Here is a 23,145-nt window from a genome sequence, read left to right as displayed (position 1 = left end):
GGAGGCCTACCTGGGGAAGCCTCAGAGGCACTCATGGGAGCTTTATGGGCATTTAGCCGCTTTTTCCTATGCGGTGGAGGGCGGGCAGTGGTGCGCTAGAGACGGTGTCCGCGACCGTTGAGGCTTGCGGGAGCCGACCGATACCAACCACGACGGAGGCCACCAGTGCCGGAGCAGATCATAGTGAACCTGGCCAAGGTCATCACCTCACCTGATGTTGATGCCACGGGCGTGCAGGCATTGCGAGAGAGAGCCCATGCGTGGGAAGCGGTTGCCCAGGATACGTGGGAGGACATCGCCCAGAATGGTGCCGACCGCCAGGAGGTAACGGACCTGGTCAAGAACTGGGCAGCAGCCCTGGGGGCGCTCAGGGTCCCACTGGACCTCGATTCCTTTGCTGAAGCCGCAGCCGAGGGCACGCCGGAGGATAGGAATAGTCTCGTCAAACAGCTCTACGACAGCTGGATCACCGGCATCGTTCCTCTCGGCGGATACCAGCACCTGAACGTCTTCCAAGGACGCGACGCGACAGAAAACGTGTGGTGCTACCGCCAGTACGCGACCGACAGGCGGCCGCCCAAGCACCAGTTCCGGCACCAGTTCCGAGCAGGGAAGTGGGTGCTTTCGACCGAGTCCGGCCCGTACCTCAGAGACCTTGCCTCCGCAGGCGGAGCGGGACTTGACGGGGCAGCGGTTAAAAGCGGCAAGCCCGCACTGGCACCTGAGACCCGCCAAGTTTCTCTGGAAACGGCGACAAGGGATCTGCGCCGCGAGATAACCACCACGCCGATGGCTGAAAAAAATGCAGGCGCCCTGGAAAAATTGCGGAAAGATGCATCCCGGTGGACTGGGAGAATCTATAGTGAAAAGCTCGATGTCTACCAGTACGGAGAAAACGAAGGAGGTTCCGTCTGGATCGGCCATGTTCCTGATGATGCGTACATCGAAGCGGCCAAATCCCTAAAATTGACCCGGACATTGGCGAAACTCCAGATCAAGCGGGCCCTCAGCGGCCCGAATCATATTTACGTCACCTACGAAAATACAGCAGAAGGAGACAAGGCGTGGGGCAAACTGGAGGCCGCCATCACTACAGTAACCCATAAACAAGGCATAAAGACGATAGTGGAGCGCCTTCTGGGATCAACCCCTCCCGCCAGCTCGGCCTCCGAAAAAACCACAGCCCACCCCTCTCCTCCCGTGCACTCCTACACCGACCTGCGGACTGAAAAATTCGGAGCCTCCGGGCTAATGCTACTCAAGGACGGGGTCAGGCTTCTCAGCGCTTTGCAGGACGGAAGCAAAAGAGTCTACTACTTCGAAACTCCTAGCCGCATGAAGGCCAAAAATGCGAGCGCCTTCGCGAATCCGAAGATCGAGAGCCTGCTCATTCACTCAGTAAAGGCTGTCGCCAAATATGCCCAAAACCACTCGACCCAGATCCTCAACCATGACAGAGGGGTTCCACGGACCGCGCCGCACCGCACCGCAATTCCGCCGAAAGCCCCAACCAAGCCCGCCAAAGCCACAGGGAAAGGTCCGAAGGGACACAGGCTTTCTGACACCCGGAAGCCCGCTGAGGTGACCTACCAAGATGCGGGCCAGAGTTTTGAAGTACAGTTGGAGGCTTCAGAAGCACAAGTGGAGGCCATCGCGATAAGACTGAATAAGAGCAATCTCCAGGCGCTATCTCCGGGCTCGGTGCTTGATGTGTACACCCATAAGGCCGTCGTCCTGACCTGCCCCGAGCACAAAAAACCTTCACAATCCCTTGAGTACGAACTCGAAGAGAAGGAATACCGGGCGTACAAGGGGATCGAGTGGGCTGCCGCAGGCACGCTGACAACACCCAAGCGCAGGGTGACGCCCGGCAAGCGCCCGATTCTCATCTACGCGGGAGGGACCAGTGATTCGGCAACAAATCTGAGGAGGTCGACCGGATCCGCTTGGGAGCTCATCACCCCGGAAGTCTACGCCACAAGACTGGTCGATGGCGGGCAAAAAATGGATGACATCCTGATGCAGGTAGTGGGTGAAGCCCGCGAGGGCATACGGCGGGCCAACGAGAAGCAACTGGAAGCCGCGGGGCAGCGGTTCGACCAAAGCCGGGACGAATCATTGGCATTCACAATATCCTGGCAAGGGGTAAACTATCGCGAGGCGTACATCTTCTTGGGTGAAAAATCCCGGGACGCGAAAGTCTTGGGATTTCTGGGAGCACTCAAACTCAAGGGAGCGCAGAGTGCGTCCGGAGCCCTCAGATTCCAAGAAGAACCCGGACGCGGGTTCCTCCGACGTCCCCAGAAGTACGTGGTCTACTCTCTCAATGACTCCAGTACAGAATCCCGTGAAGCCCTCGAAGAAGCATTTCTGGTAATAACAAAGAAGTTCAAGATGAGAGGAATCGAAGCTGCCCAGGCCTGACGGATCACCAGATCACCGTCACCGACGGAAATGGACGTGGTGACGGCGGCACACTCGTCCGGCCGAGGGAGTGTCAAACCATCGGCTCTGTTCCGCAGTCGGTGGTGACGCAGGGGCATTGCATGTTCGAGATCGGTCCGGTTCGCCGGTCTTGTGATGTGATGTCATGTCTCGTTCTGGGGATGGTTGTTCCCCGGAACGCAGTGCAGGCACGGTGCCGGTGATCATGTGGTTGTCGAGACCCATGAGAACCGAGCGAGACCGTGCCTGCCCGAACATCATCGCCCATGCCCGCCGGGCTGGGACACCTGACCCTCCAGAATCGCGCTGTCACCCGACAGGATGCCGCTGACCTGCGGCGCTTCCTGATCTGGGTGCCCGACCCACGCAGTCGGCGGGGGCGGCGGTATCCGATACTCCCCCTGTTGTGCGCGGCAGCTTCGGCCGTGCTGGCCGGTGCCCGTTCCCTCATCGCGATCGGGGAGTGGATAACGGACGCCCCGCAGTCGGCCCTGGAGGCCCTCGACTTCCCGGCCGAGCCGCTCACCGGTGTCCATCCCGTCCCTCACCCGGCGACCGTCCGGCACCTGCTCCAGCGGCTGGACGGCGACGCTCTGGACGCTGCCATCGGAGCATTCCTACAGGCCAGAGGAGTACACCCGAGCGAGTCCGAGCGATCGGCGAAGCCGGTGCCGCGGGCGATCGCGGTCAACGGCAAGACGGTCCGCGGCTCGCGCACCGTCACGAGCACCGCGATCCAACTGCTGGCCGCAATGGACCACCACGGCGTGGTCCTGGCCCAGCGGCAGGTAGCCTCCAGAAGCAACGAGATCCCCGCCTTCGCCCCGCTGCTGGACAGCATCGACCTGAGCGACACCGTGATCACCGGCGATGCCCTGCACACCCAGCACGCCCACGGTACGTACCTCCGCGAGCGCGGCGCCCACTACCTGGCCATCGTGAAAAAGAACCACCCCGGGCTGTATGCCCAGGTCAAAACGCTTCCCTGGGCGGACATCCCGCTGGACCACCGCACCCGCGACCAGGCCCACCACCGCGACGAGATCCGCCGACTCAAGACCGCCGCCTTCCACCACCTCGACTATCCCGGCGCCCGCCAGGCGATCCAGATCGTCCGATGGCGCCGCGACCGCTCGACCGGGAAGCTCACCATCGAACGGGTCTACCTGATCACTAGCCTGGACACCTACGACGCCACCGCCGTCCAGCTCGCCACCTGGATCAGGGGCCACTGGGGCATCGAGAACCTCCTGCACCACGTCCGAGACCGGACCTTCCGCGAGGACGACTCCAAAGTCCGCACCGGCCACCTGCCCCGCACCATGGCCGGCCTGCGCAACCTCGCCATCGGCATCTTCCGCCAGAACGGCCACACCAACATCGCCGCTGCCCTCCGCCACACCGGCCGCGACCACACCCGACCCCTGCGAATCCTCGGCCTCACGTGATCAATCCGGACAGACCGCAACCACGCAATGCCCCTGGGTGGTGACGCGACGTCATACGAGGGGAATGCGGCGGTGGATGGGTCCACGGCGAAAGGGCGAAGCATTTCCTGGCGCACGGCCCTCGAACACGGTCGCTCGATGTACCGCTTCCCGGCAGGCCACCCGCGTGGGAAGGACGCCGGAACGGTCGGAGGGTGGCGTTGACGGAATCCCATGACGCCCGGCGGGCAGCTGCCGCACGCCGGATATGTCGCCGAGCTCGTGGAGGAGCTCAAGGACTTCGGAGTGGCCCCCACCTCGTGGTGGCTCGAAGGCGACACGAGGCCCGCGACGGTCCCGGTCCTCACCGCCGTCCTGGCCCGGGTACCCGGCCGCCACCTGCCGGGCAGGGCCCGGAAAATCCGCCACGAGCTTTCCCCGGGGATCGATGATGACCTGCGGATTCACCACGCCCGAGTAGTCGGTGCGGCTGTCGCCGACGCGGTCGCACTCGGCGCGGGTGCCGTCGACCGGGACGTAATCGGGATCCGTCTCGCGAAGTGCCCGGGTCAGGCCGGGGGTGCGGAAGCCCACGGCGATCTGCGCGAGGGTGTCGTGGTTGCGCAGGTACACCAGCGCGACAAGCGCCCGCTGGGAGGGGCGGAGCTTGCGGCGGCGGTCACCCCCGCGGGTGACGATGAGCATGGCGACCCACTCCACGAGCGCGTGCAGCAGGTCCAGTGCGGCAGGACAGGTAGCCACCAGAGCCCCCGACAACAGAGTTGTCCACCACTGCCCGGCCGTCACCCGATCGGTGGCCACTCTGAAAAGCTCCTTACCTTCTTGGTGGGCTCGTTCCGGTCCTTCGTACGATTGGAACACCCAGGGGTCCGGGTGTGGCTCAAAAGGCTCATGCCGAGGGTGTGGCTTCCACTGATTGGCCGCCCGGTGCCCCGCGACGACTCGGCCACTCATTGGGATGCGCGATGAAGATCGCTTCGTAAGGACACGTCGGCGTGGTCGTCTGCAGGGACCAGGACACGGATCGACGAGGAGGCGCGGATGCCCAAGCTGCGGGCGGGGACGGATGCGGGCAAGGCCGAGCACCACTGCACGGTGATCGACGCCGAGGGCAAGCGGAGGCTGCCACGGCGGGTGGCCAACGACGAAGGACACTTGCTCGAACTTATCGGCGAGGTAATGGAGTTGAGTGAGGGCGAGCCTGTGACCTGGGCCATCGACCTGAACGCCGGCGGTGCCGCCCTGCTGATCGCCCTGCTTGCCGGCCACGGGCAGAAGCTGCTCTACATTCCCGGTCGCACCGTCCACCACACCTCCGGCAGCTATCGCGGCGACGGCAAGACGGATGCCAAGGACGCCTACGTCATCGCCGACCAGGCCCGTATGCGCCGCGACCTGCAGCCTCTGCAGACACCGGACGAGATCGCCGTCGACCTGCGGATCCTCACCGCCCGGCGCTACGACCTCACCGCCGACCGCACCCGGGCGATCAACCGCCTGCGCGCCCAGATCCTGGAGTACTTCCCGGCCCTCGAGCGCGCCTTCGACTACAGCTCCTCCAAGGCCGCCCTCGTCCTGCTGAGCGGCTACCAGACACCCGCCGGCCTCCACAGAATCGGCGAGGCCCGCCTCGCCGCCTGGCAAACCGAAAGGTCCGAAACGCAAAGCGGTGGCCGCTGCCGCGCTGGAGGCGGCACATACCCAGCACACGATGATCCCCGGAGAGAAGACCGCCGCGGCCATGGTGCACACCCTGGCCAGGGCCGTGATGGCCCTGGACGAGGAGATCGCTGCCACCGACACGGCGATCGAGGCCCGGTTCCGCGAACACCAGCACGCCGAGGCGATCACCAGCATGCCCGGCATCGCCACCCTGCTCGGCGCCGAGTTCATCGCCTGCACCGGCGGCAACTTGGACGCCATCGGCACATCCGGACGCCTGGCCAGCATCGCCGGCCTGGCGCCCGTCCCCAAGGACTCCGGACGTATCAGCGGCAACATGCGCCGACCACACCGCTACCACCGCCGTCTCCTGCGCGTCTTCTACCTCTCCGCCCAGGTCGCCGCCCGCTGCTCCCCAACCTCAAAGACCTTCTACGAAACGCAAGAGGAGCGAGGGCAAGTCCCACAAGCAGGCTGTCCTCGCCCTCGCTCCTCGCCGCCTCGACGTGCTCTGGGCCCTCATACGGGACCAGCGCACCTTCACCGTTGAGCCGCCCCGACGCGATCTCGCAGCGGCATACCCTCGTCACCGTCCGCTACCCAGGCCCTTGACAAACCCGATTGGGAATCAGTGGGTCAGGACGGGCGGGGCTGCAAGGATGCCCCGGAGGGCAGTGGTCAGGCTCTGGGCCGGCATCGTGGACGAGCTCCGCTGGGAGCTGGGGCCCGCCGAACTGATCGCCCCACCATCCAGCGCTTGAGTATGGCCCCGCGGGCTCCATCGGGTAGCGAAGCCGGGCGTGGGCCCGGTTCCGCGAGCGCTGCGGGGTGGGCGTCTGGCGGGTACGGCAACCGTTGTGCCGACGCCGATGTACGCCATGTCAGCCAGAGCGGGATGCGGAGCCGACAGGTGATGGCGTCCCGCGGAGTGGTGTAGCAGGGATCTTGGGGTCACTGCGTTCGGCGGATGGAATCGAGTTGATCAGGCCCCTCGCCCAGCGGATCCCGCAGGAGCTGATCGAGGCCGAGGCCACCGCCCGGATCGGCGCCGAGCCTGGCGAGCGAACCGAGACCCGTAGCGCCTCCAGGAGCGAGGTCTCGCGGATCTGCGCCGACCTGGACGAACAGCTCACCGCCTTCCGCGCCCCGCCGCGCAACACCTTCGCGATCATCCCGAAGGACGCTGGCGAGACGGTCGCCGCGACCATCCGCACCATCTTCGCCCAACCCGCCGAGGCCGCCGCCCGAACCCAGCTGGACACCGTCGCCCGCCGCGGATCTGGGCGCCGCCGAACCGGCTGCTGAAGCCCCGTCAGGACGCCCGCCAGCCGCCGCCGGAGAAGCTGGCGGTGTCCATGGACGACGTGCGAGTGCCAGCGGGTCGGCAGGTGAACTCCAGTCCGATGAACCCGACCCCCTGAAGGGATCCTTGGAGGAGGACGAGTGGCAGGGCTGTTGCAAAGTCCGGCCCGGGCGCCCCGTTCGTTTGCCGTTACCGTGACGCCGTTGCGAACGGATGCACTCTCCCAACTAATCCACGATCACGGGCTTGACCTGTGGTGATGGAGATTGACACACCCCTCCAAGAACGGGCTTGCGCCGGGACCACTGGTCAGCACGGGAGGGGGACACCGGCAGCGTATCCAGGCCAGAGACCCCGCTCCGCGCGCAGGAGTTGGTCCATCACCGCGGCACCGGGTTCCCAGCGCACCGGCTTCCGCCGGCCACTCACCTGGCGAAAGAACGGGCGCGACACTGTCACCCGCAGCGTCGGCGGAGCTCGGCGGCGGCGTCTTCCGCGGAGACGGACAGGTTGAAGTCCTCCCAAGCTCGCAGCTGGACGTCGGCAACGGTGACCGGCCGGTCAGGGCCGTGGTCACGGCGGTTGACGACGATGGCCCAGTCCGCGGCGTCCCGCAGAGTCCGTTGCCGCGCGACAGCGGCAACGTCGCCGTGCGGGCCGTGGCCCAGGGGCCCCGAGTGGTGCAGCCGGGCGAGCCATCCCGGGATGAGTTTCGGCACGGTGCCTCCTCGTCGGGTGACCGTCCCTGAGGGAAAAGCCTGTCGTCTCAACGATTCCCTCCCAACGGGTGCTGCGGCAGCGGCCGACGGGCACATACCCGGGCAGTCAGGACGGCGCCGCGCGGAGGCCCCCGGGGCCGCCTGCCCTCGTACGTGGCCGATTCCGCGTTGATGGTGCAGCCCAGGCCAAAGTCCGGGCGCCGCATAGCAGTCCAGTGGATCAAAGTGGAAGGCTCTCGCCCAGTACGCCAGCGCCTTCCTACCGCGGCTCCATGGCGGGACTCCGTCACGGCCTGGGCCTGCCTGGCTGCTCCTTCGGCACACGATCCCGGGAGACCCGCATGTATGACGCCATCGTGGTCGGCGGCCGACTGGCTGGGGCCGCCACCGCCGCCCATCTGGCCCGGCGAGGCCAGGACGTGCTCGTCCTGGAGCGGGACACCTTCCCGAAGGACGTCCTCTCCACCCACTTCATGTGGCCGCGCGGCGCCAGCTACCTGAACCGGCTCGGTCTGCTGGACCGCATCGCCAAGGAGGCCCCGTTGTTCGACGAGGTCGACGTGACGATCGAGGGCATCCGGATCCGGGGAGGAGTGGCGGAGGATGACCTGCGCGCCCGGTTCCGCGAGCTCCACGGGCACGACTCCGGGGTGGTGAACGTGAGCTTCTCCGCCCGGCGGCACTTATTGGACGACCTCCTGTCCCGGCACGCCACCGCGTGCGGCGCGGATATCCGGCAGAACGCGCGGGTGACCGGTCTGGTCCAGGAGGACGGCCGGGTGACGGGAGTCGTGTGGCGGCAGGGGCTCCGCGGGCCGGAGCAGTCCACGCGCGCCCGGGTGGTCATAGGCGCCGACGGCCGCCGGTCCGCAGTCGCCCGGCTGGTCGGCTCCCCTTACAGGGACGTCCGGCGTAACTGCACCTTCGCCTGCTACACCTACTTCCCCGGGCGGCTGGTCACCGCACCTGTCCTCCAGCGCCGCGGACGCCTTGGCATCGCCCTGAGTCCCACCAGCGGGGGCGAGACCATGGTGCTGGTGTACGGCCCGAGCGAGTGGTACAAGACCTTCCGGCAGGATGCCGAGGGGAACTTCGCACGGGCGCTGGACCAGGTCGCCCCCGACCTCTGCGCGCTCGTGCGCGAAGCCGGCCCCCGTTCGTCCGGGCTCTTCATGACGGATGACCAGAGCGCGTACATCCGGGAGCCGGTCGGCCCCGGCTGGGCCCTGGCCGGGGATGCCGCGTCCTTCAAGGACCAGTGCACCGCCAGCGGCATGACCCACGCTCTCCGGGACGCCGAACTGATCGGCCAGACCCTCGGGACCGCCCTGGACGACTGCAGCGACATCGAGACCGCGCTGTCTGCCTACCGGGACCTCCGTCACCTGGACAGCTGGAAGTACTACGACTTTGTCGCCTCCCAGGCGCAGATGCAGAGCCCCCAGGCCTCCGAACTGGAGCTGCTCCGCTCCGTAGCCGCCGACGACGGACTCTCCCGGACCTTCCTGGGCGTGTTCAGCGACACCGTCGACCCGGACCGGGTCTTCTCGGTCGACAGCATGCAGCGCATCCTGTCGACGCGGAGCGCGCCCGCCCCGGCAGCCGTCGCCGCGGAGGAGCAGCGCAACCCCTTCGCCGAGCACGACCCCGCAGAGCACGAGCGTCTGGCCCTCACCCACACCGTGCGCAGCTTCGCCGCACCGGTCGGGAGCCGGCTCCTGGAGCGGCTGGGCCCCTTCCACCAGTGGTACAGCGCCCGCCGCCGCACGGAGACGTGGCTGTACTCCAGGACCCTGACTGCGGCGCCCGGTGCCACCACCCGGCTCCTCGACGCGGACGGTCGGGCCCTGGAAGGGGTCAATTTCGCCTCCCAGGACTACCTGGGGCTGAGCAACCACCCCGATGTGGTCGCTGCGGCGGTCTCCGCAATCTCCGAGTACGGCCTGCACAGCGCCGGATCTGCTGCCGCCATCGGCAATACCCTGCACTCCCGCGGGCTGGAGCAGGACGTCGCCGATCTGGTGGAGGCGGAGCACGTCGTTCTCTTCCCGACTGGCTGGGCGGCCGCCTACGGCCCGGTCAACGCCTTGGTCCGCCACTACGACCATGTGGTGATGGACCAGTTCGCGCACGCGAGTCTCGTCCAGGCTGCGTACGCGGCCTCCCGCAACGTCCGCCGGGTCCCCCACCTGGATAACGAGGCCGTTCGGGCCGAGCTCCGCGACCTCCGGGCCCGGGACGTCCGCAACGGCGTCCTGGTGATCACCGAGGGCCTGTTCTCGATGGACGCCGACAGCCCGGACCTGGCCCGGCTCCAGGACGTCTGCCGGGAGTACGACGCGACCCTGCTCGTCGACGTCGCCCACGACCTCGGCTCGACCGGCCCGGGTGGGCAGGGCCAGCTCGGGATCCAGAAGCTGGCCGGCCAGGTCGATCTGGTGATGGGCAGCTTCTCCAAGACCTTCGCCTCCAACGGGGGGTTCGTGGCCACCCGGTCCGCAGCTGTCCGCAGTTACATCGAGACCTACGCCACCTCGCACGTGTACTCAAACGCCCTCTCACCCGCCCAGGCGGCCACGGTCCGCGCCGCGCTGCGGATCGCCTCCTCCGACGCCGGCGCCCGGCTGCGCGAGCGGGTACTGGACACGGCCGTGGTGCTGCGGGACGCGTTGGCCGGCCACAGCCTCGACTGTCCGGGGGCCCCGGGCCCGATCGTCCCCGTCATCATCGGCGACGAACGGGTGGCCCGGCTGACGCACCGTGCGCTGCGGCCGCGCGGCGTCGCCGCGATGGTGGTCGAGTACCCCGTGGTGCCCAGCGGGACCGCGCGACTGCGCCTGCAGATCATGCCGTCACACACCCCGGAGCAGGCCAGGCAAGCCGCCGCAGCGGTCGCGGACGCCGTGGCGGAAGCCCGCGCAACCGTCAACGGCCCCACCCTCTCCCCCCGAAAGTAGTGGGCCGTACGCCGCCAGGGCCGCGCCCCGCCGACGGGCCGACGAGGGCGGTGCCGAGCCGCCTCGGCCGGGACCGGCCAAGGCGGCGAGGCCAGTCCCGGTCCGAGCTCCAGTCGACGCCTCGGGCCCAGCCCGTCGATACCCCACCCAGCACATCGCAATTTGCGCGGGCCTGCCCCGGGTGTGCGACGATCGAGCCGCGGCACCCGCTCACCAATGCCTGCGGGTGCCGCACTTCCGGTTGCCACCCGCTTGTACCGGGACTGGGCTCGGACACGTCGATCGAGCTGCCGTGGTGCAGGACCTGTCTGCGGCCACCGGACTCAGCGCGGCGTCAGGCGCCACTGCTGGTTGGTCGCGGCGGCACAGGGCCAGATGATCAGGCGGGTGCCGTTGCTGGAGGACGCGCCCGACGCGTCCAGGCAGAGGCCTGATTTTGCGTTTCGTACGGTCAGATCGGCTTGAAGGGCCCAGGACTGCGAGGGTGCGCCGCTGCACGGGGCCAGTTGTACGGGCGTTCCCGCCGCGACGGCGCCGGACCGGGTGTCGGCGCACTTGCCGGCGGTCCGGATCGTCCCGTCGCCGGGGAGGGTCCACGTCTGCGTGGTGGCTCCCCCGCACGTGTTCAGCTGGAGCGCGGTGCCGGTGGAGGTCGCTCCGTAGACGGTGTCCACGCACTTGCCGCCGATACCGACGAGACGGCCGGTCCCGGGGGTGGGGACGGCTGCGGCTCCCGGGACCGCCCGCGCCACTTCCCGGGCCAACGCGACGGGGTCACCGGTGGGTGCCGTCGGGTACGACGCGGTCTGGCGTGCCCAGGCGTCGTCCATCGCGTACCAGTCGATGGGTCTGGGAGCCGAGCCGCTCGTCAGCGCCTTGTCCAGTGAGGAGAAGTAAGCAGCCCATCGAGGGCCGTACAGTCCGGAGACCAGCCCGGCCCAGTCCCGGTTGGCGTAGTCGTGGAGGCCGTTGTCATCGCTTGCCGCCCTCGGCCCCCAGGTGGTCAGCAGTGACCTCACGTCGTACTCCAGCCGATTGCGTTCCGTCGCATCGGTGCCCCACGAACGCGCGGCGGCGATCCATGGACCCACCATGGAGCGCGCGTCCGCTCCGGAGACCCGGTCCACCAGCGCCAAGTCGGCGTTCCATTCACCGGCCAGGGACCGGAAGAGCGTGAGGTTCCGGGCGTTGTAGGCTCCGGCGATCTGCGGCAGGAGTGTCCGCGCCCGGTTGTCCAGCACCTGTCGCGAGAAGTTCACCAGGTCGAAGCGGTAGGCGTCCGATCCCTGCAGCGACGGTGCCACCAGGAGGAGTTCGTCCAGGGCCGTCCGTACCTGGGCGGCGTCGTAGCGCATCGACGGCGGGCTCCACGAAGCACCGCGGGTCACCGCGAGGCTCGGTCGTGCGGCGAACAGACTGTCCTGGGCCTCGCTCCACGATCCCGACGGCATGCTGTACGGCCCTCGCCGCAGCGCCTCCCAGGCCGCCGTCGCGTGGACGTCAGCTCCGCCGTACCGGCGAGCCGCGTAGCCGGCGAACCATGTGGTCTGGTCAACCCCGGAGGGTCCCCAGGCCAGGGCACTGAACAGGTCGAATGCTGCCGGGTCCGTGCCCGTCGCCTCCGGCATGTAGGCGATGCCCTTCAGCGCGCTGCCGGTTTTGGTCCGCCACTGCTGGAACCGTTGGACCCACACCGCCGTGTTCGCCCCGGGCGAGGTGTGGCCGCCAAAGTTCGGGATCGTACCGAACGCGTAGGGCGTGCCCTGCCACTGGGACTCGCGGTTCAGGTTGTCGTAGCGGTCGGCCAGCCCGTCCAGGATCAGCATCTTGCTGCGGTCGGCTCCGGACAGCACCGCACTCGACGGGTTGCTCTCCCAGCCCAGGAGCGACCAGACGGCCCCGGGGTGTGCTGTCAGGAGCGCGCGCTGCACCGCACCAGCCGCCGCGCTCACGTCGACCGACCCGGCGCTGCCGCCCTCGTGCAGCAGGTCCATCTTGTACATCGAGCTGTCGCCGAACGCCTCGCGCTGGGCCTGGTAGTAGGCGGCGGCGAGCCGGGGGAAGGCGGCGCTGGTCGGATCCAGCCAGTCCGGACGGTTGAAGCCCACCCAGTTGCCCTGCGGGACCACCCGGGCGTCGGGGTTCCGCGTTGCGAAGGCGGCGGGAACGGTACCGAAGTAGCCCGGTAGCACCGGGGTCATCCCGAGACTCCGCAGGTAGTCCGTGACCTGCCGTCCTGTGCTGACCCGGGCTGCGATCAGCTGTTCTGACACCGGCCCCGCGAAGGAGCTCATGTTCTGCAGCAGCCACCAGCTCTGGTGCGCCGGGCCGGGGAACCAGGAGCGCAGCTCGGCCGCGCTGTAGCCGAAGGCCTGGAGCGCCTTGTAGTAGGGGTACTCGGCGCCGGTCTGGACGAACACCTCGTTGATCCCGTGGAGCGCGAGGACGTCCATCTCCCGTTGGTAGGAGGCGAAGTCGCGGTAGGCGCCGGAATAGCCGGCGTCGGTGTCGTTCAGTGCGTAGCGGTGCGGGACGGTGGCTGAGCGGCTGACCGGGGTCCCGACTCCGGGGAGAAGGGCGGGAAGCTTGCCGAGTGAGTCTCCTGGCAGGCCGATGTCGACCCGGGCGATGTTCTCCAGGTACCAGCCCACGCCGGTCAGCAGTGTGGCCGGCGAGGTGCCGGAGACGGTGATGGCTCCGGGGGAGCCGGAGACGGAGAAGGAGTCGTTGCCGGCGTCCTTGGCCACTGGGAGCAGGGTGATCTGGTTCTGCTGGGCGGGGATGAGGCGTCCCAGTGCTGCGGCGGCGGGAGCGGTGTCGAAGGCGGGGGCCGCGTCTGCGGCGGGGGCGGTGGCGAGTGTTCCGGACAGCGCGAGCAGGGCGGCGAGGGCCAGGCGCCCGACCGCGGGGAGGGTCACCATGGGAATCTCCTGAGGGTCGGGGCCAGGACGAAGCACCTGGGCGCAGCCGAGTCTTCTTCCGGTTGCTGATGCTCAGTCGTCTTGGTGCTGTTGGGGTCACCGGCCGCCTGCCCAGCTTGCCGTCGTACGTACGCTGGGGCGGCGGTCGCCGTACTGGGGAAGTGCCGAGTCCAGCGGTTGCCGGCATGCCCGGCGCGCAGGACCGTAGCGGTGGGCATCTTCATGACCGGTCCAGTGCGTGGGCGGGGCGACGGTAACCACAGTCTCCGGCACGGTACGGATGAAATCCTGCTCACAAGCCCGTGTCCGGGCACTTCTGCCCGAATGGCGTTGGCTGTGGCCCGACCGTGTCCGCTGTCCCGGACGGGCCGCCGAGCACGCCCTCTCGGTCGGGCGCTGATGCCGGCCGTTGGTCAGGTGGTCTCGGCCAGGGGCGGCTCAGCGTGTGGAGCTGCTCGTGTGGGGGCGGTGTCCGGCCCTGCTGGTGGCCGGGGTGTTGGGGTGGTGGGGGAGGCGGCGTTGGTCGCAGCGGCAGCGGGTCATGCGGAGGTTGGCGTGGTATCTCGACATGGTCTTCGTTGTCGGCCTGTCCTGCGCGTCCCGGTACGCCTCATCGGCACGGTCGATCGTCCAGCCTTGTACGACGATCGTGTGCCGATTCGTTTCGTAGTGGGCCGGGCAGCCGTCTCCGCGGCTGGTGCGTCCTGTGAGCCGTCGCGGCATCGTTCGCTCCTCAGGGTCGGGATTTCTGCTGGTGTCCCGCGTGCTGAAGGGTCTCGACAGTTGGGTTCCAGCCAGTTCAGGCTTCGACCTGGTTGGCGGGTGGTGTGCCGAGCCGGTGGGTGGCTGGGGTTGGAACGGGTGTGGCAGCTGCGGCCTGCTGGACTTGGAGGGGGGCGCTGGTCATCTCGTGGCGCAGCTGGTGGGCCTTGCGGAGCAGGCGGTGGGCGGCGCCGTTGACGGATGTCTCCAGGAGTCGCAGTGCTCGGTCGCAGTGTGGGTCGTCGCCCTCGCTGTGGCGGGCCTGCTCGAGGCGCTCCAGGTAGCGGGCAGCGCTGCGTTGGACGGCGGCGGCCAGCTCCAGTAGTTCCTGGGCGCCGCCGTCCAGGCCGTCCGGGATCTCGACGCGGGAGGAAATGAGGGCTTCGGCGACGGCGTCCTGCTGCCCCTCGCTGCGGCGCTTGCGGTATGCCTTCGAGGAGCAGGACCGGCCGCAGTAGAGCGGTTTGCGGCCCAGGCCCGTGGTCCGCAGCGGCTTGTTGCAGACCGGGCAGCGCGGCTCGGTCTTGATTTCTTGCGCGTCGCTTCCGTCAGCGCCTGCATTTCTCCACGCGTCGAAACTCTGGTGCATGGCCTGGATCGTAACTGGACCGGTCCGGCCGACGCTCTGCGAATCGCGGCGAAGTCAGCTCCGGTCGTCCGGCCCTACGGAGTCGGCCAGGCCACCGGTTCGAGCCGACGCCGGGAGGTCGGCACCGCGGACGCCTTGAGCGGACCGGTGGTGACGGGAGCCCCGAGGGACGGGTTCCATTCAACGGCGAACAGCCGGGCACCGCCGGACGGGATCGTCGGTGGCGGGCTCGGAGAAAGCTGCCACAGGGGGCGCCGGCCAGAAGAGCTCATGATCACCATCCTTCCAGGTCCACCCTCCCCCGGCCACGCCGAACACGCCCCGCAGCCGCCATGAGCGCAGACACCGACGAGGGAGGAGCCCTGCACACGGGGGGCATCGGGGCGGTGCCCACGCCGCGAGCATCCGCCAGCGACTCCCGGCACACCTGCCGGGCGAGACTGCGGTCCAGTGACTGCGTCGCTCGCAGGCGGCGCGGTGACGCGCCGGCGGCCCGGGCGCTGGAGTACATGGCGTGGGGTGGCCGCGCCAACCCGGCGACCTGCTGGATGAGTGTTCCACCGCCGGACTTTGGCGGCTGTCCCACCCGCTGGGCCCTCCGCCAAGCTGATCCCGAGCTACCGGCCTCCTGGCCCTGACCAGCGCATGCATGCCGGGCGGGCGGCGCGAAGCCTGTACTGGGCCGTCAGAGAGACCATCGCCCCGGGGGTGCCAGCTTCCTGACTTTCCGTCGCCACTTGGTGGCGGTGTGTGCTGTGCTGGACGGCGGCCGGAAGTCTGGCCTGTGCTCGGGGAGGAGTGCGCGGTGGCGGTCGGCGAGAGCGGGACAGGGACGGGCGTGACCCGGATGGGCCTGCGGCAGCGGGCGGTTGAGCGCTCGGGCCGGCACTGGCGGGGCTTGGCGACGCTGCCGGCGACCGGAGCGATCGGCGTGCTGCTGTGGTGGTGGCTCGGGCTGATCGGGTTGCTGCTCGGCATCGGCCTGGTGGCGACTGCGGTTCGGCATGTCCACCGGCGGGCGGCCAGCTCATGGGCACCCGCCGCGGCCGGTGAGCGACGGACGGCCCGGATGCTGGTCCCACTGCAGCGGGACGGCTGGACGGTCCTTCACGACCGGGCGGTGCCCGGATCGAAAACCAACCTCGACCACCTGTTGATCTCACCCAACGGCGTGGTGCTCTACGTCAATACGAAGACGTGGAGCCCGGCCAGGTCCCAGCTTCGGGTCGGGATGGACGGGGAGCTCTGGTACGGACAGTCGTCACAGGCCCGAGCCCTGCAGGCCGTGGCAGGGGAGGCCCGTCACGCGGCGGCCACCCTCGGAGTTCCGGTGCAGCCCTTCATCGCGGTGCACGGTGCGAAGGTACCGTTCGGGTACCTGGAGCTAGGGGGCGTGACTGTGCTGGAGGCCCGGCAACTGGTCTTCCGGCTGCGCAGCGGCTCGACGCTCCCGGCAGCAGCCGGGGTGGTCCCCCGTCAGCTCGCCGACCGGGCCGAACGGTTGCTCCCCCGTACACCGCGTAGCCGGACCGGTGGGCAGGGGCATCGTAACTCTGGGCGAGCGGCAGTACCGCCGCCGAACGGTGATGGTCGAACGGCAGGCTCAGCGCTGCCGGAGCACCGTACGGCAGCTCTTGGCATCGAGTCCGGGTGACGTCGCATCACCCGGCCCGGCTGTCCGTCGTTGATGACGTTGTCAGGCTCGCCGGCCGAACTGAGCAGCGGTACCCGGGAGCGTCGTAGAGATCGAGGGCGAGGCGCGGCGGATGAATGAGCCCGGTCCGGCGTATGGCGAGGATGTGTCGGTGGTGTCGCTGCGGCATGTGCGGCAGACCAAGGACGACAAGCTTCTGGCTGTGGCGGTGCTCCAGATGACGCGCCGGGAGCGCACTGCGGAGGAGGCCGAGAGGGACCGGGGGTATGGTGCCGGCACCGTCCGGCCTTCCTACTGGGACACGCGGGTGGTCTCGACGGGTGGGGTGGTCTCCTACGGCGCGACCGACGTCGTGCCCGACGACACGGTTTCCGCGCGGCTGTCGGTCAGTGACGGCTCGGTTGGGATCGGCAAGGGCACTGTCGTCTTCAAGCCGGGCCAAACGGTCGCCACCGCGCTCATCGATATCTCGCAGGGGCTGAAGCAGCTGGTCGACGCGGCGCGGGACGGTGAGGCGCGGTTGAACAGAGAGTTCACCCACCTCGGCGAGTTCGCTCCTGTGCCGTACGACGGCAACTATTCCATCGCGGTGGACATCGAGCTCTCGCACGCCCGTGGGAACAAGCGCGCTGCTTTCGCCGACGACAGCCTGCGCCCTGCCCCGCTCTCGGACGAGACGGTCAAGGAGGCCAGGAAGGTCCTCGCCGACCACGGGCTCGCCGGTTACCAAGAGGGTCCCCCGGTGATCGGGATCAGCATCGACGAGCAGTTCGAGCACTCGGTCCTGCCCTACGAGCATGAGACGTACGGTATTGGGGAGTTGAGCGAACCCGCGACGCTCGGCCGCCAGAAGTACCCGTCTGACGGCAGCGGCTGCCACAGGTCACTCACCTGGACGTACCGCGTTTGACACCTCCATCCGGCGGCCGCTGGTCGTCCGGCCGGTTGGAGTGCCGGTGTTTCTGCTCCGCCGGCGGGTCAGTACTTGACTCCAGTGGGAGGTGGGTTCCGGCCTCATGGGATGTGCTGGGAATTGTGTGGCGGGTCCGGTTGGGGCCGCGGGTGGTTGTGCTGAAGGTAGTGGTCGGCCGGTGGGCTCGTGTCCTCTGCGCGGCTGGGTTGTCGGAGCGATAGCGTGGTCGCCCAGGAGCTGTCGCGGTTTTGAGCCGCTGCTCGTCTGTGGTCGCGGTCGTGGGCATTTTCGTTGTCCGGGACCGTGCTCGGGCGAGAACGGCCAGACGCGGCGGCCGCATACTGCGGGCGCCGGCTGCAGCGCATGTCAAGGAGAACAGCATGGCCAGTGGCACCGTGAAATGGTTCAACGCCGAGAAGGGCTTCGGATTCATCGAGCAGGACGGCGGCGGCCCTGACGTTTTCGCCCACTACTCGAACATCGCCTCCCAGGGCTTCCGCGAGCTCCAGGAGGGCCAGAAGGTGACCTTCGACGTCACCCAAGGCCCGAAGGGCCCGCAGGCGGAGAACATCGTCCCGGCCTGAGCAGCACGTCCCACGATGCCCCGCAGGCGGCCCGCAGCTGCCGGCGGGGCGTCGTCGTGTTCGTCCGCGGCGGTCCGGCTCTCGTACAGCTGCCACTGCCAATCGCCACGCTGGTGGCTGTGCTGCCCCTCTGGTGCAGCCGCCACATATTTCTTCAATGCTCTGGGTTCTGCGCGGACATCGGTGCTGTCCGAGTCGTCGAAGAGTGTTCCGGGTGCTTCATTGGCCGTTGCCTGGGGTGGTTCCGGTCGTTGTCCTGGTTGCGCCCTACCGCAAGGGGGCGTGTGCCACCCTTGCCGCGGTTCCATCTCAGTCCTGTCGCCCCCAAGATGTGGCTGTGCGTGGTGGGGGAGGGTGCGGGCGGCCGGTACTCCAGACCGGCCGCCCGCACTGTTGTTCCAGGTGTGGGGTGGGGTGGCGTGTCAGCCATTGGCCCAGGCATCGGTCAGCCCGCCTGGCCATCCCTACGAGGCGTGTGCGGAGGACGGTTCCAGGGACTGCCGGTCGGTGCACCGGAGAATTTCCCGCCTGTGCGGATGAGAGCCGTCACTTGGTCGGGTGGCATGGGGCGGGAGAACAGGTAGCCCTGCCCGAGCGGGCAGCCCATCGCACCGAGCAGCTCGCGCTGCCGGGCGGTCTCGATCCCCTCCGCGATCACCCGCACCCCCAGCGTCTCGGCGATCCGGGTGATGCCCTCGACCAGGGCGTACTGCTGCGGGGAGCGCTCCAGGCCGTCGATGAAGGACTTGTCGATCTTCAGGATGGTGATCGGGAACTCCCGCAGGTAGCTGAGCGAGGAGTACCCGGTGCCGAAGTCGTCGATCGCCAGCCTGATCCCCAGCTCGCTGAGCGTCGTGAGGTCTGAGCGGACCCGGTCGTCGCGCCGCATCAGCACGCTCTCGGTCAGTTCCAGTACCAGGGAGTGGGGGGACATGCCGACCTGGTCGAGGGTCTTGCGGACGATGTCGACGAAGCCCGGGTCGCGGAACTGCCGAGCGGAGACGTTCACACTCACGTACAGCGGCCCGCCGGTGCCGGTCACCTGCTGCCAGCGGGCCGCCTCGGCGGTGGCGCGGCCGAGCACCCAGGCGCCGAGCGGGACGATCTGCCCGCTCTCCTCGGCCAGCGTGATGAACTGCTCCGGCGGGACCATCCCGCGCTTGGCGTGCGGCCAGCGGGCCAGTGCCTCGAAGCCTTGCAGGGTGCCGCTGCCGATCTCCACGATCGGCTGGTAGAGCAGGTGGAAGGCGGAGTCCGCGACGGCCCCGTACAGGCTCTCCTGGAGCTCGTGGCGCTCGATCATGCCCTCCTGCAGGACCGGCTGGAAGCGCCGCCACTGCCGCTTGCCGGAGCCCTTGGCCGCGTACAGCGCGAGGTCCGCGTGGGTGATCAGCTCGGTGGAGTCGACGCTGTCGTCGGTGGTCGCCACCCCCAGGCTGACCGAGACGGTCACCGGGCCGACGCTGAGCCGGAACGGCTCGTCGAAGGCCCGGATCACGTGCTCGGCGAAGCCCTCCGCGTCCGCCGGGGTGAGGGCGTCCTCGATCAGCACGGCGAACTCGTCGCCGCCGAGCCGGGCGGCGGTGTCCGAGGCCCGGGCGATGGTGGACAGCCGCAGCGAGACGGCCACCAGCAGCTCGTCGCCGACGCTGTGGCCCATCGCGTCGTTGACCACCTTGAAGTCGTCGATGTCGATCAGCAGCACCCCGGCCGCCCGGCCGCCCCTGACCCCGCGCCGGAACGCCTGGTTGACCCGGTCGTGGAAGAGCACCCGGTTGGCCAGACCGGTCAGTGAGTCGTGGAACGCCTGGTGGCTGAGCTCGCGCTCCAGCTGGCGCTGTTCGGTGACGTCCCGGAGGGTCAGCACCAACCCGGCCACGGTCGGGTCGCCGCGCAGGTCGCTGTGCCTGACCTCGACCTCGATCGCCACCCCGTCGTGCCGGAGCATCCGCCAGTGCTCGCGCCGCTCCCGGGTGGCGGGGCCCCGGCGCATCCGGTCCAGCGCACCGACCACCCTGGGGCTGTCTTGGGGCGGCACCAGGGAGGCGATCGGGGTGCCGACCAGGTCGGGGTAGCCGAGCACCCGGTCCGCCGAGGTGGAGGCGTACCTGACCCGGTCGCCCTCGTCCAGGATCAGGATGACGTCCGAGGCGTTCTGCACCAGGCTGCGGAAGTACGCCTCGCTGTTGCGGCGGTTGACCTCCTCGCTGAGCGTGATCCGCTCCAGCGCCAGCGCCGCCTGCGAGGCGAGCGAGCCCACCGTGTCGGCGAGTGCGAACAGCTCCTCCTCGTCACCGCCGACGATCAGCACCCCGATCAGCGGATCCCCGGCCGGCCGCTCCCGCAGGGCCAGTGGGCAGACCAGCGCCTGGTCCGCGCCGTGCAGTTCGTTTGCGACTGCTGCCCCGAGCATGGACGCCCGGCACAGGCGGATACGTCGGGTGTCGGCCAGCAGTTGCACGGCGCGTGGCACTTGGAAGCTCCACCAGTCGGCCTGGTCGATGTGCCTGGCCAGGAACCGGATGTGTCCTCCTTCGTTCAGTCCGAGAAGTATCGGACGTCCCGGGTCGGCTGGCGGCAGGGTGGTGCCAGCCGCCTGCAGTGCCGTGGTGACTTCCTCGACCCGGGTGGCGGCGGCCAGTGAGCTGACCGCCACCCGGTGCACCCGCTCGCGGGCCACCGCCTCGCGGTGGGTGGCCACCACCCCTGCCAGCCGGGCCAGCACCAGCAGGTAGATCAGCGCCGAGAAGGCGGCCACCACCCCGACGTTGTCCGCATCCTCCCGGAAGGTGCCGGCCATCAGGATGGTCGGGGCGATGAGCGAGGCGAAGGTGAGCAGCCCGATCCGGCCGCGGGCCACCTCGGGCCGCCGGCGCGGGGCGGGGCGGGTCATGGTGACCATCGAGGGGTGCAGCGCGGCGATGCCCCAGGCGGTGTAGAAGGCGGCCCAGCCGAGGTCCACCGGGGTGCCGATCCGCCACGTCCCGTGCAGCTGGATCAGGCTGGCCAGTATGTCCGAGGCGAGCATTCCGAAGGTACCGACGGTGAGCAGTTGCAGTGCCCAGCTACGCGGCCCGTGCGGTACCAGCAGCCGCAGCAGCAGGGCCAGGACCAGGATGTCGCCGAGCGGGTAGGCGATCGAGAACGCCTTCTGGGCCCATGTCAGTTCGGAGTTCTGCGCGGACGGCAGCACGATGTAGATCCAGACCAGCAGCGCCAGGCCGGCGGTGAAGGTCAGCGCGTCCAGCAGGCTGCCCCGGTCCCGGCCCGCGCTCCGGCGGCGGATGAAGAGCAGCAGCCCGGCCGCGTACAGCGGGTAGGTCAGCAGGTAGAAGCCGTCCGCGATGGACGGGAACAGATCGGGGCGTTCGAGGTAGTCGGACTCCACCACCTCCGCGACCTCACCGAAAGTGAAGCTGAGGTTCGCGGCGGCCAGCAACAGCCAGGGCAAGGGGTGGGCCGGCCGGTTGCGGATCGTGCCGAACAGGATCAGGGTCACACCGCTCAGGCCGATCCCGGTCCACCAGATGATCCGCTGATCGGGGTGCGTGTAGTACATCGCCGTCAGCAGGGCCATCCAGCCGAGGAAGACGAACGCCGGGTAGGGCCACCGCCATCTGGTCATCGCAGCCTCTGGGGCAGAGAGCCGAACGTGAATGACCAGGATCCCACGGGGCTCGGCGGAACGTCATTTCGGGCTCGCGCGCGGCACGGCTCCACCGGGTGGGTGCCTGGCTGAGATCATCTCCCGCTGGGTGCGGCTGTAGTGCTGGTTGTGGGTGGCTGCCGTCCTGGCCGGATACGGTCAGGGGTTCGGACTGCAACGCGCCGTGGCACGCGTCGCCGGAGCTGTCGCTAGCACCGGACATCGTCGGTGTTGGGGTGCCGGAGGGCGACTGTTCAGAGGGCTCAGTGCCCTTGGCGGGAGTTCACGGGATCGGGGCTGGGTACTGGGTCTGCGACCTGTACCGCTCCGGTCGGGCACCCCCGACCGGAGCGCCTTCGGCAGGGACCTGCCCGCGTGGTTGTTACATCCGGGGGTCGGGCTTGAGGAGGGCGAACAGAGCTCCGTCGGGGTCGCTGGTCCAGGCGATCCGGCCGACCTGGGGCACGTCCGCCGGTGCCATGAGGACCTTGCCGCCGTTGTTCTTGATGATGGCGATGGTGTTGTCGACGTCGGTGACGTGGAAGTACGGGACCCACCGCGGCACGTCCTTGGTGCCCAGGCCCATTCCCTCGCCCTGCGGGGCGATCCCGCCGAAGGAGCCTTCCTCCTGGTCGCCGTCGGCGATGCTGAGCACCTCGTACGGCATCCCGGGGGCCGGCATGCGGGAGTGGCGCCATCCGAAGAGGGAGGCGTAGAAGGTGATGGCCTCGGCCGGGTCCGGGACCTGAAGCTCCACCCAGACCAAGGAGTTCTCGGCGGAGGCCAGCTCCAGCCCTGCGGTCTTGGCAGGCTGCCAGCAGGCGAACTCGGCACCCTGCGGGTCGGTGTACTGCGCGAGGCGGCCCTGCTCCATCACGTCCATGGGCTCCACCCGGACCTTCCCGCCACCCGCGCGGACGGCGCTGGTGGTGGCCTCGAGGTCGGGGCTGTGGAAGTGGGGCATCCACGCGGAGGTGGCGCCTTGTTCGGTGAGCGGGCCCATCGCGGCGACCGTCTTGCCGTTGAGCTGGAAGAACCCGTAGTCACCGGTGTCGGGGCCAGCGGAGACGAACTCCCACTGGAAGACCTGCTGATAGAAGGAGGCGGCCGCCTTGGTGTCGGGGCTGCCGAGGTCGAGCCAGTTGGGCGATCCGGTCCGGAAATCCGTGCCGAGCATGAAGCCCTCCAAGGGAATGTGTGATCCGGACCCCCACGATGCCCATCAATCGCCTACCCGCGTGCCCACACCCCGGGGCAGCGGCGCGCTTCACCCATGTGGTGGGCGCACGAAACCCGGCGCGTGCCTATGACAGCGGCGATGGCGTTGGCGATGTCATCCGGACCGGTATGGTGACCGGCTGCTCGGAGTAGTGGATGCCGGCAGGTTCGACGGAGCCGGTTCTCTGGTCGACGAGAGCGTCCGCGAGGCGCGTGGGCGGATGCGGGCCGCCGCGCTGGTTGCGGAAGCCTGGCAGTCCATGGCCGAACTGGCGGCTGAGACGGACGGGCGAGAGCAGTGGCCGCCGGGCAACAGCCGCCACG

12 protein-coding genes and 2 pseudogenes are annotated in these 23,145 nt (G+C 68.7%); 8 read left to right on the top strand and 6 right to left on the bottom strand.

All coding sequences use genetic code 11. The features are described 5' to 3' along the window. Positions 1 to 165 precede the first annotated feature (165 nt). Together OHV05_RS38190 and OHV05_RS38185 are read left to right on the top strand one after the other, a co-directional pair. Complete coding sequence (locus OHV05_RS38190; protein ID WP_331731086.1) at positions 166 to 2,424, top strand: hypothetical protein; 2,259 nt, start codon at positions 166 to 168, stop codon at positions 2,422 to 2,424. A 425-nt stretch (positions 2,425 to 2,849) separates the two neighbouring features. Next, a complete protein-coding gene (locus tag OHV05_RS38185) occupies positions 2,850 to 3,893 on the top strand; it encodes an ISAs1 family transposase (protein WP_405021737.1) in 1,044 nt (347 codons plus the stop codon). Positions 3,894 to 4,243: 350 nt separating this feature from the next. On the opposite strand, the pseudogene OHV05_RS38180 reads toward OHV05_RS38185, so the two are convergent. Then, positions 4,244 to 4,634: pseudogene (locus OHV05_RS38180) on the bottom strand (transposase family protein); the annotation flags it as partial. A 300-nt stretch (positions 4,635 to 4,934) separates the two neighbouring features. On the opposite strand from OHV05_RS38180, the pseudogene OHV05_RS38175 reads away from it, so the two are divergent. Then, positions 4,935 to 6,097 (top strand): annotated as a pseudogene (locus tag OHV05_RS38175) (IS110 family transposase); the annotation flags it as partial. A gap of 436 nt (positions 6,098 to 6,533) precedes the next feature. Beyond that, on the top strand, positions 6,534 to 6,860 hold the full coding sequence (locus OHV05_RS38170) for a hypothetical protein (RefSeq protein ID WP_331731082.1): 327 nt from the start codon (positions 6,534 to 6,536) through the stop codon (positions 6,858 to 6,860). Between the two features lie 453 nt (positions 6,861 to 7,313). Here OHV05_RS38170 and OHV05_RS38165 read toward each other — a convergent pair whose 3' ends face one another. Further along, positions 7,314 to 7,577 carry a hypothetical protein gene (locus OHV05_RS38165; protein WP_331731079.1) on the bottom strand — a complete coding sequence of 88 codons (264 nt, stop codon included), beginning with the start codon at positions 7,575 to 7,577 and terminating at the stop codon, positions 7,314 to 7,316. A gap of 341 nt (positions 7,578 to 7,918) precedes the next feature. On the opposite strand from OHV05_RS38165, the gene OHV05_RS38160 reads away from it, so the two are divergent. Further along, the gene (locus tag OHV05_RS38160; protein ID WP_331731077.1) at positions 7,919 to 10,534 is read left to right on the top strand and encodes an aminotransferase class I/II-fold pyridoxal phosphate-dependent enzyme; all 2,616 of its coding nucleotides are present in this window, start codon (positions 7,919 to 7,921) and stop codon (positions 10,532 to 10,534) included. A gap of 323 nt (positions 10,535 to 10,857) precedes the next feature. Here the strand turns inward: OHV05_RS38160 and OHV05_RS38155 are convergent, their stop codons facing one another. Together OHV05_RS38155 and OHV05_RS38150 are read right to left on the bottom strand one after the other, a co-directional pair. Further along, a complete protein-coding gene (locus tag OHV05_RS38155; protein WP_331731074.1) occupies positions 10,858 to 13,455 on the bottom strand; it encodes an alpha-N-acetylglucosaminidase TIM-barrel domain-containing protein in 2,598 nt (865 codons plus the stop codon). 799 nt (positions 13,456 to 14,254) lie between these two features. Further along, entirely contained in the window at positions 14,255 to 14,806 is a 552-nt protein-coding gene (locus OHV05_RS38150) for a hypothetical protein (protein WP_331731070.1), read from the bottom strand. Positions 14,807 to 15,611: 805 nt separating this feature from the next. Here OHV05_RS38150 and OHV05_RS38145 point away from each other — a divergent pair. The 3 genes from OHV05_RS38145 (at position 15,612) to OHV05_RS38135 (ending at position 17,957) form a co-directional block, all read left to right on the top strand. Beyond that, complete coding sequence (locus OHV05_RS38145) at positions 15,612 to 16,460, top strand: nuclease-related domain-containing protein (RefSeq protein WP_405021736.1); 849 nt, start codon at positions 15,612 to 15,614, stop codon at positions 16,458 to 16,460. A 112-nt stretch (positions 16,461 to 16,572) separates the two neighbouring features. Next, the gene (locus OHV05_RS38140) at positions 16,573 to 17,370 is read left to right on the top strand and encodes a hypothetical protein (protein ID WP_331731066.1); all 798 of its coding nucleotides are present in this window, start codon (positions 16,573 to 16,575) and stop codon (positions 17,368 to 17,370) included. A gap of 383 nt (positions 17,371 to 17,753) precedes the next feature. Next, complete coding sequence (locus OHV05_RS38135) at positions 17,754 to 17,957, top strand: cold-shock protein (protein ID WP_331731064.1); 204 nt, start codon at positions 17,754 to 17,756, stop codon at positions 17,955 to 17,957. Positions 17,958 to 18,402: 445 nt separating this feature from the next. Here OHV05_RS38135 and OHV05_RS38130 read toward each other — a convergent pair whose 3' ends face one another. Beyond that, complete coding sequence (locus OHV05_RS38130; protein WP_331731062.1) at positions 18,403 to 21,582, bottom strand: EAL domain-containing protein; 3,180 nt, start codon at positions 21,580 to 21,582, stop codon at positions 18,403 to 18,405. A 403-nt stretch (positions 21,583 to 21,985) separates the two neighbouring features. After that, entirely contained in the window at positions 21,986 to 22,780 is a 795-nt protein-coding gene (locus OHV05_RS38125) for a VOC family protein (protein WP_331731060.1), read from the bottom strand. Positions 22,781 to 23,145: the final 365 nt, after the last annotated feature.

It is taken from the genome of Kitasatospora sp. NBC_00070 (assembly GCF_045041205.1).
Lineage (GTDB): Bacteria > Actinomycetota > Actinomycetes > Streptomycetales > Streptomycetaceae > Kitasatospora.
The sequence above is the reverse complement of the archived record's forward strand: the minus strand, read 5'-3'. Positions and strand labels throughout refer to the sequence as shown.

Coding starts and splice junctions, on each gene's coding strand:
- OHV05_RS38130 (WP_331731062.1), bottom strand. CDS start 21,582: ATGACCAGATGGCGGTGGCCCTACCCGGCGTTCGTCTTCCTCGGCTGG.
- OHV05_RS38135 (WP_331731064.1), top strand. CDS start 17,754: ATGGCCAGTGGCACCGTGAAATGGTTCAACGCCGAGAAGGGCTTCGGA.
- OHV05_RS38140 (WP_331731066.1), top strand. CDS start 16,573: ATGAATGAGCCCGGTCCGGCGTATGGCGAGGATGTGTCGGTGGTGTCG.
- OHV05_RS38125 (WP_331731060.1), bottom strand. CDS start 22,780: ATGCTCGGCACGGATTTCCGGACCGGATCGCCCAACTGGCTCGACCTC.
- OHV05_RS38160 (WP_331731077.1), top strand. CDS start 7,919: ATGTATGACGCCATCGTGGTCGGCGGCCGACTGGCTGGGGCCGCCACC.
- OHV05_RS38155 (WP_331731074.1), bottom strand. CDS start 13,455: ATGGTGACCCTCCCCGCGGTCGGGCGCCTGGCCCTCGCCGCCCTGCTC.
- OHV05_RS38150 (WP_331731070.1), bottom strand. CDS start 14,806: ATGCACCAGAGTTTCGACGCGTGGAGAAATGCAGGCGCTGACGGAAGC.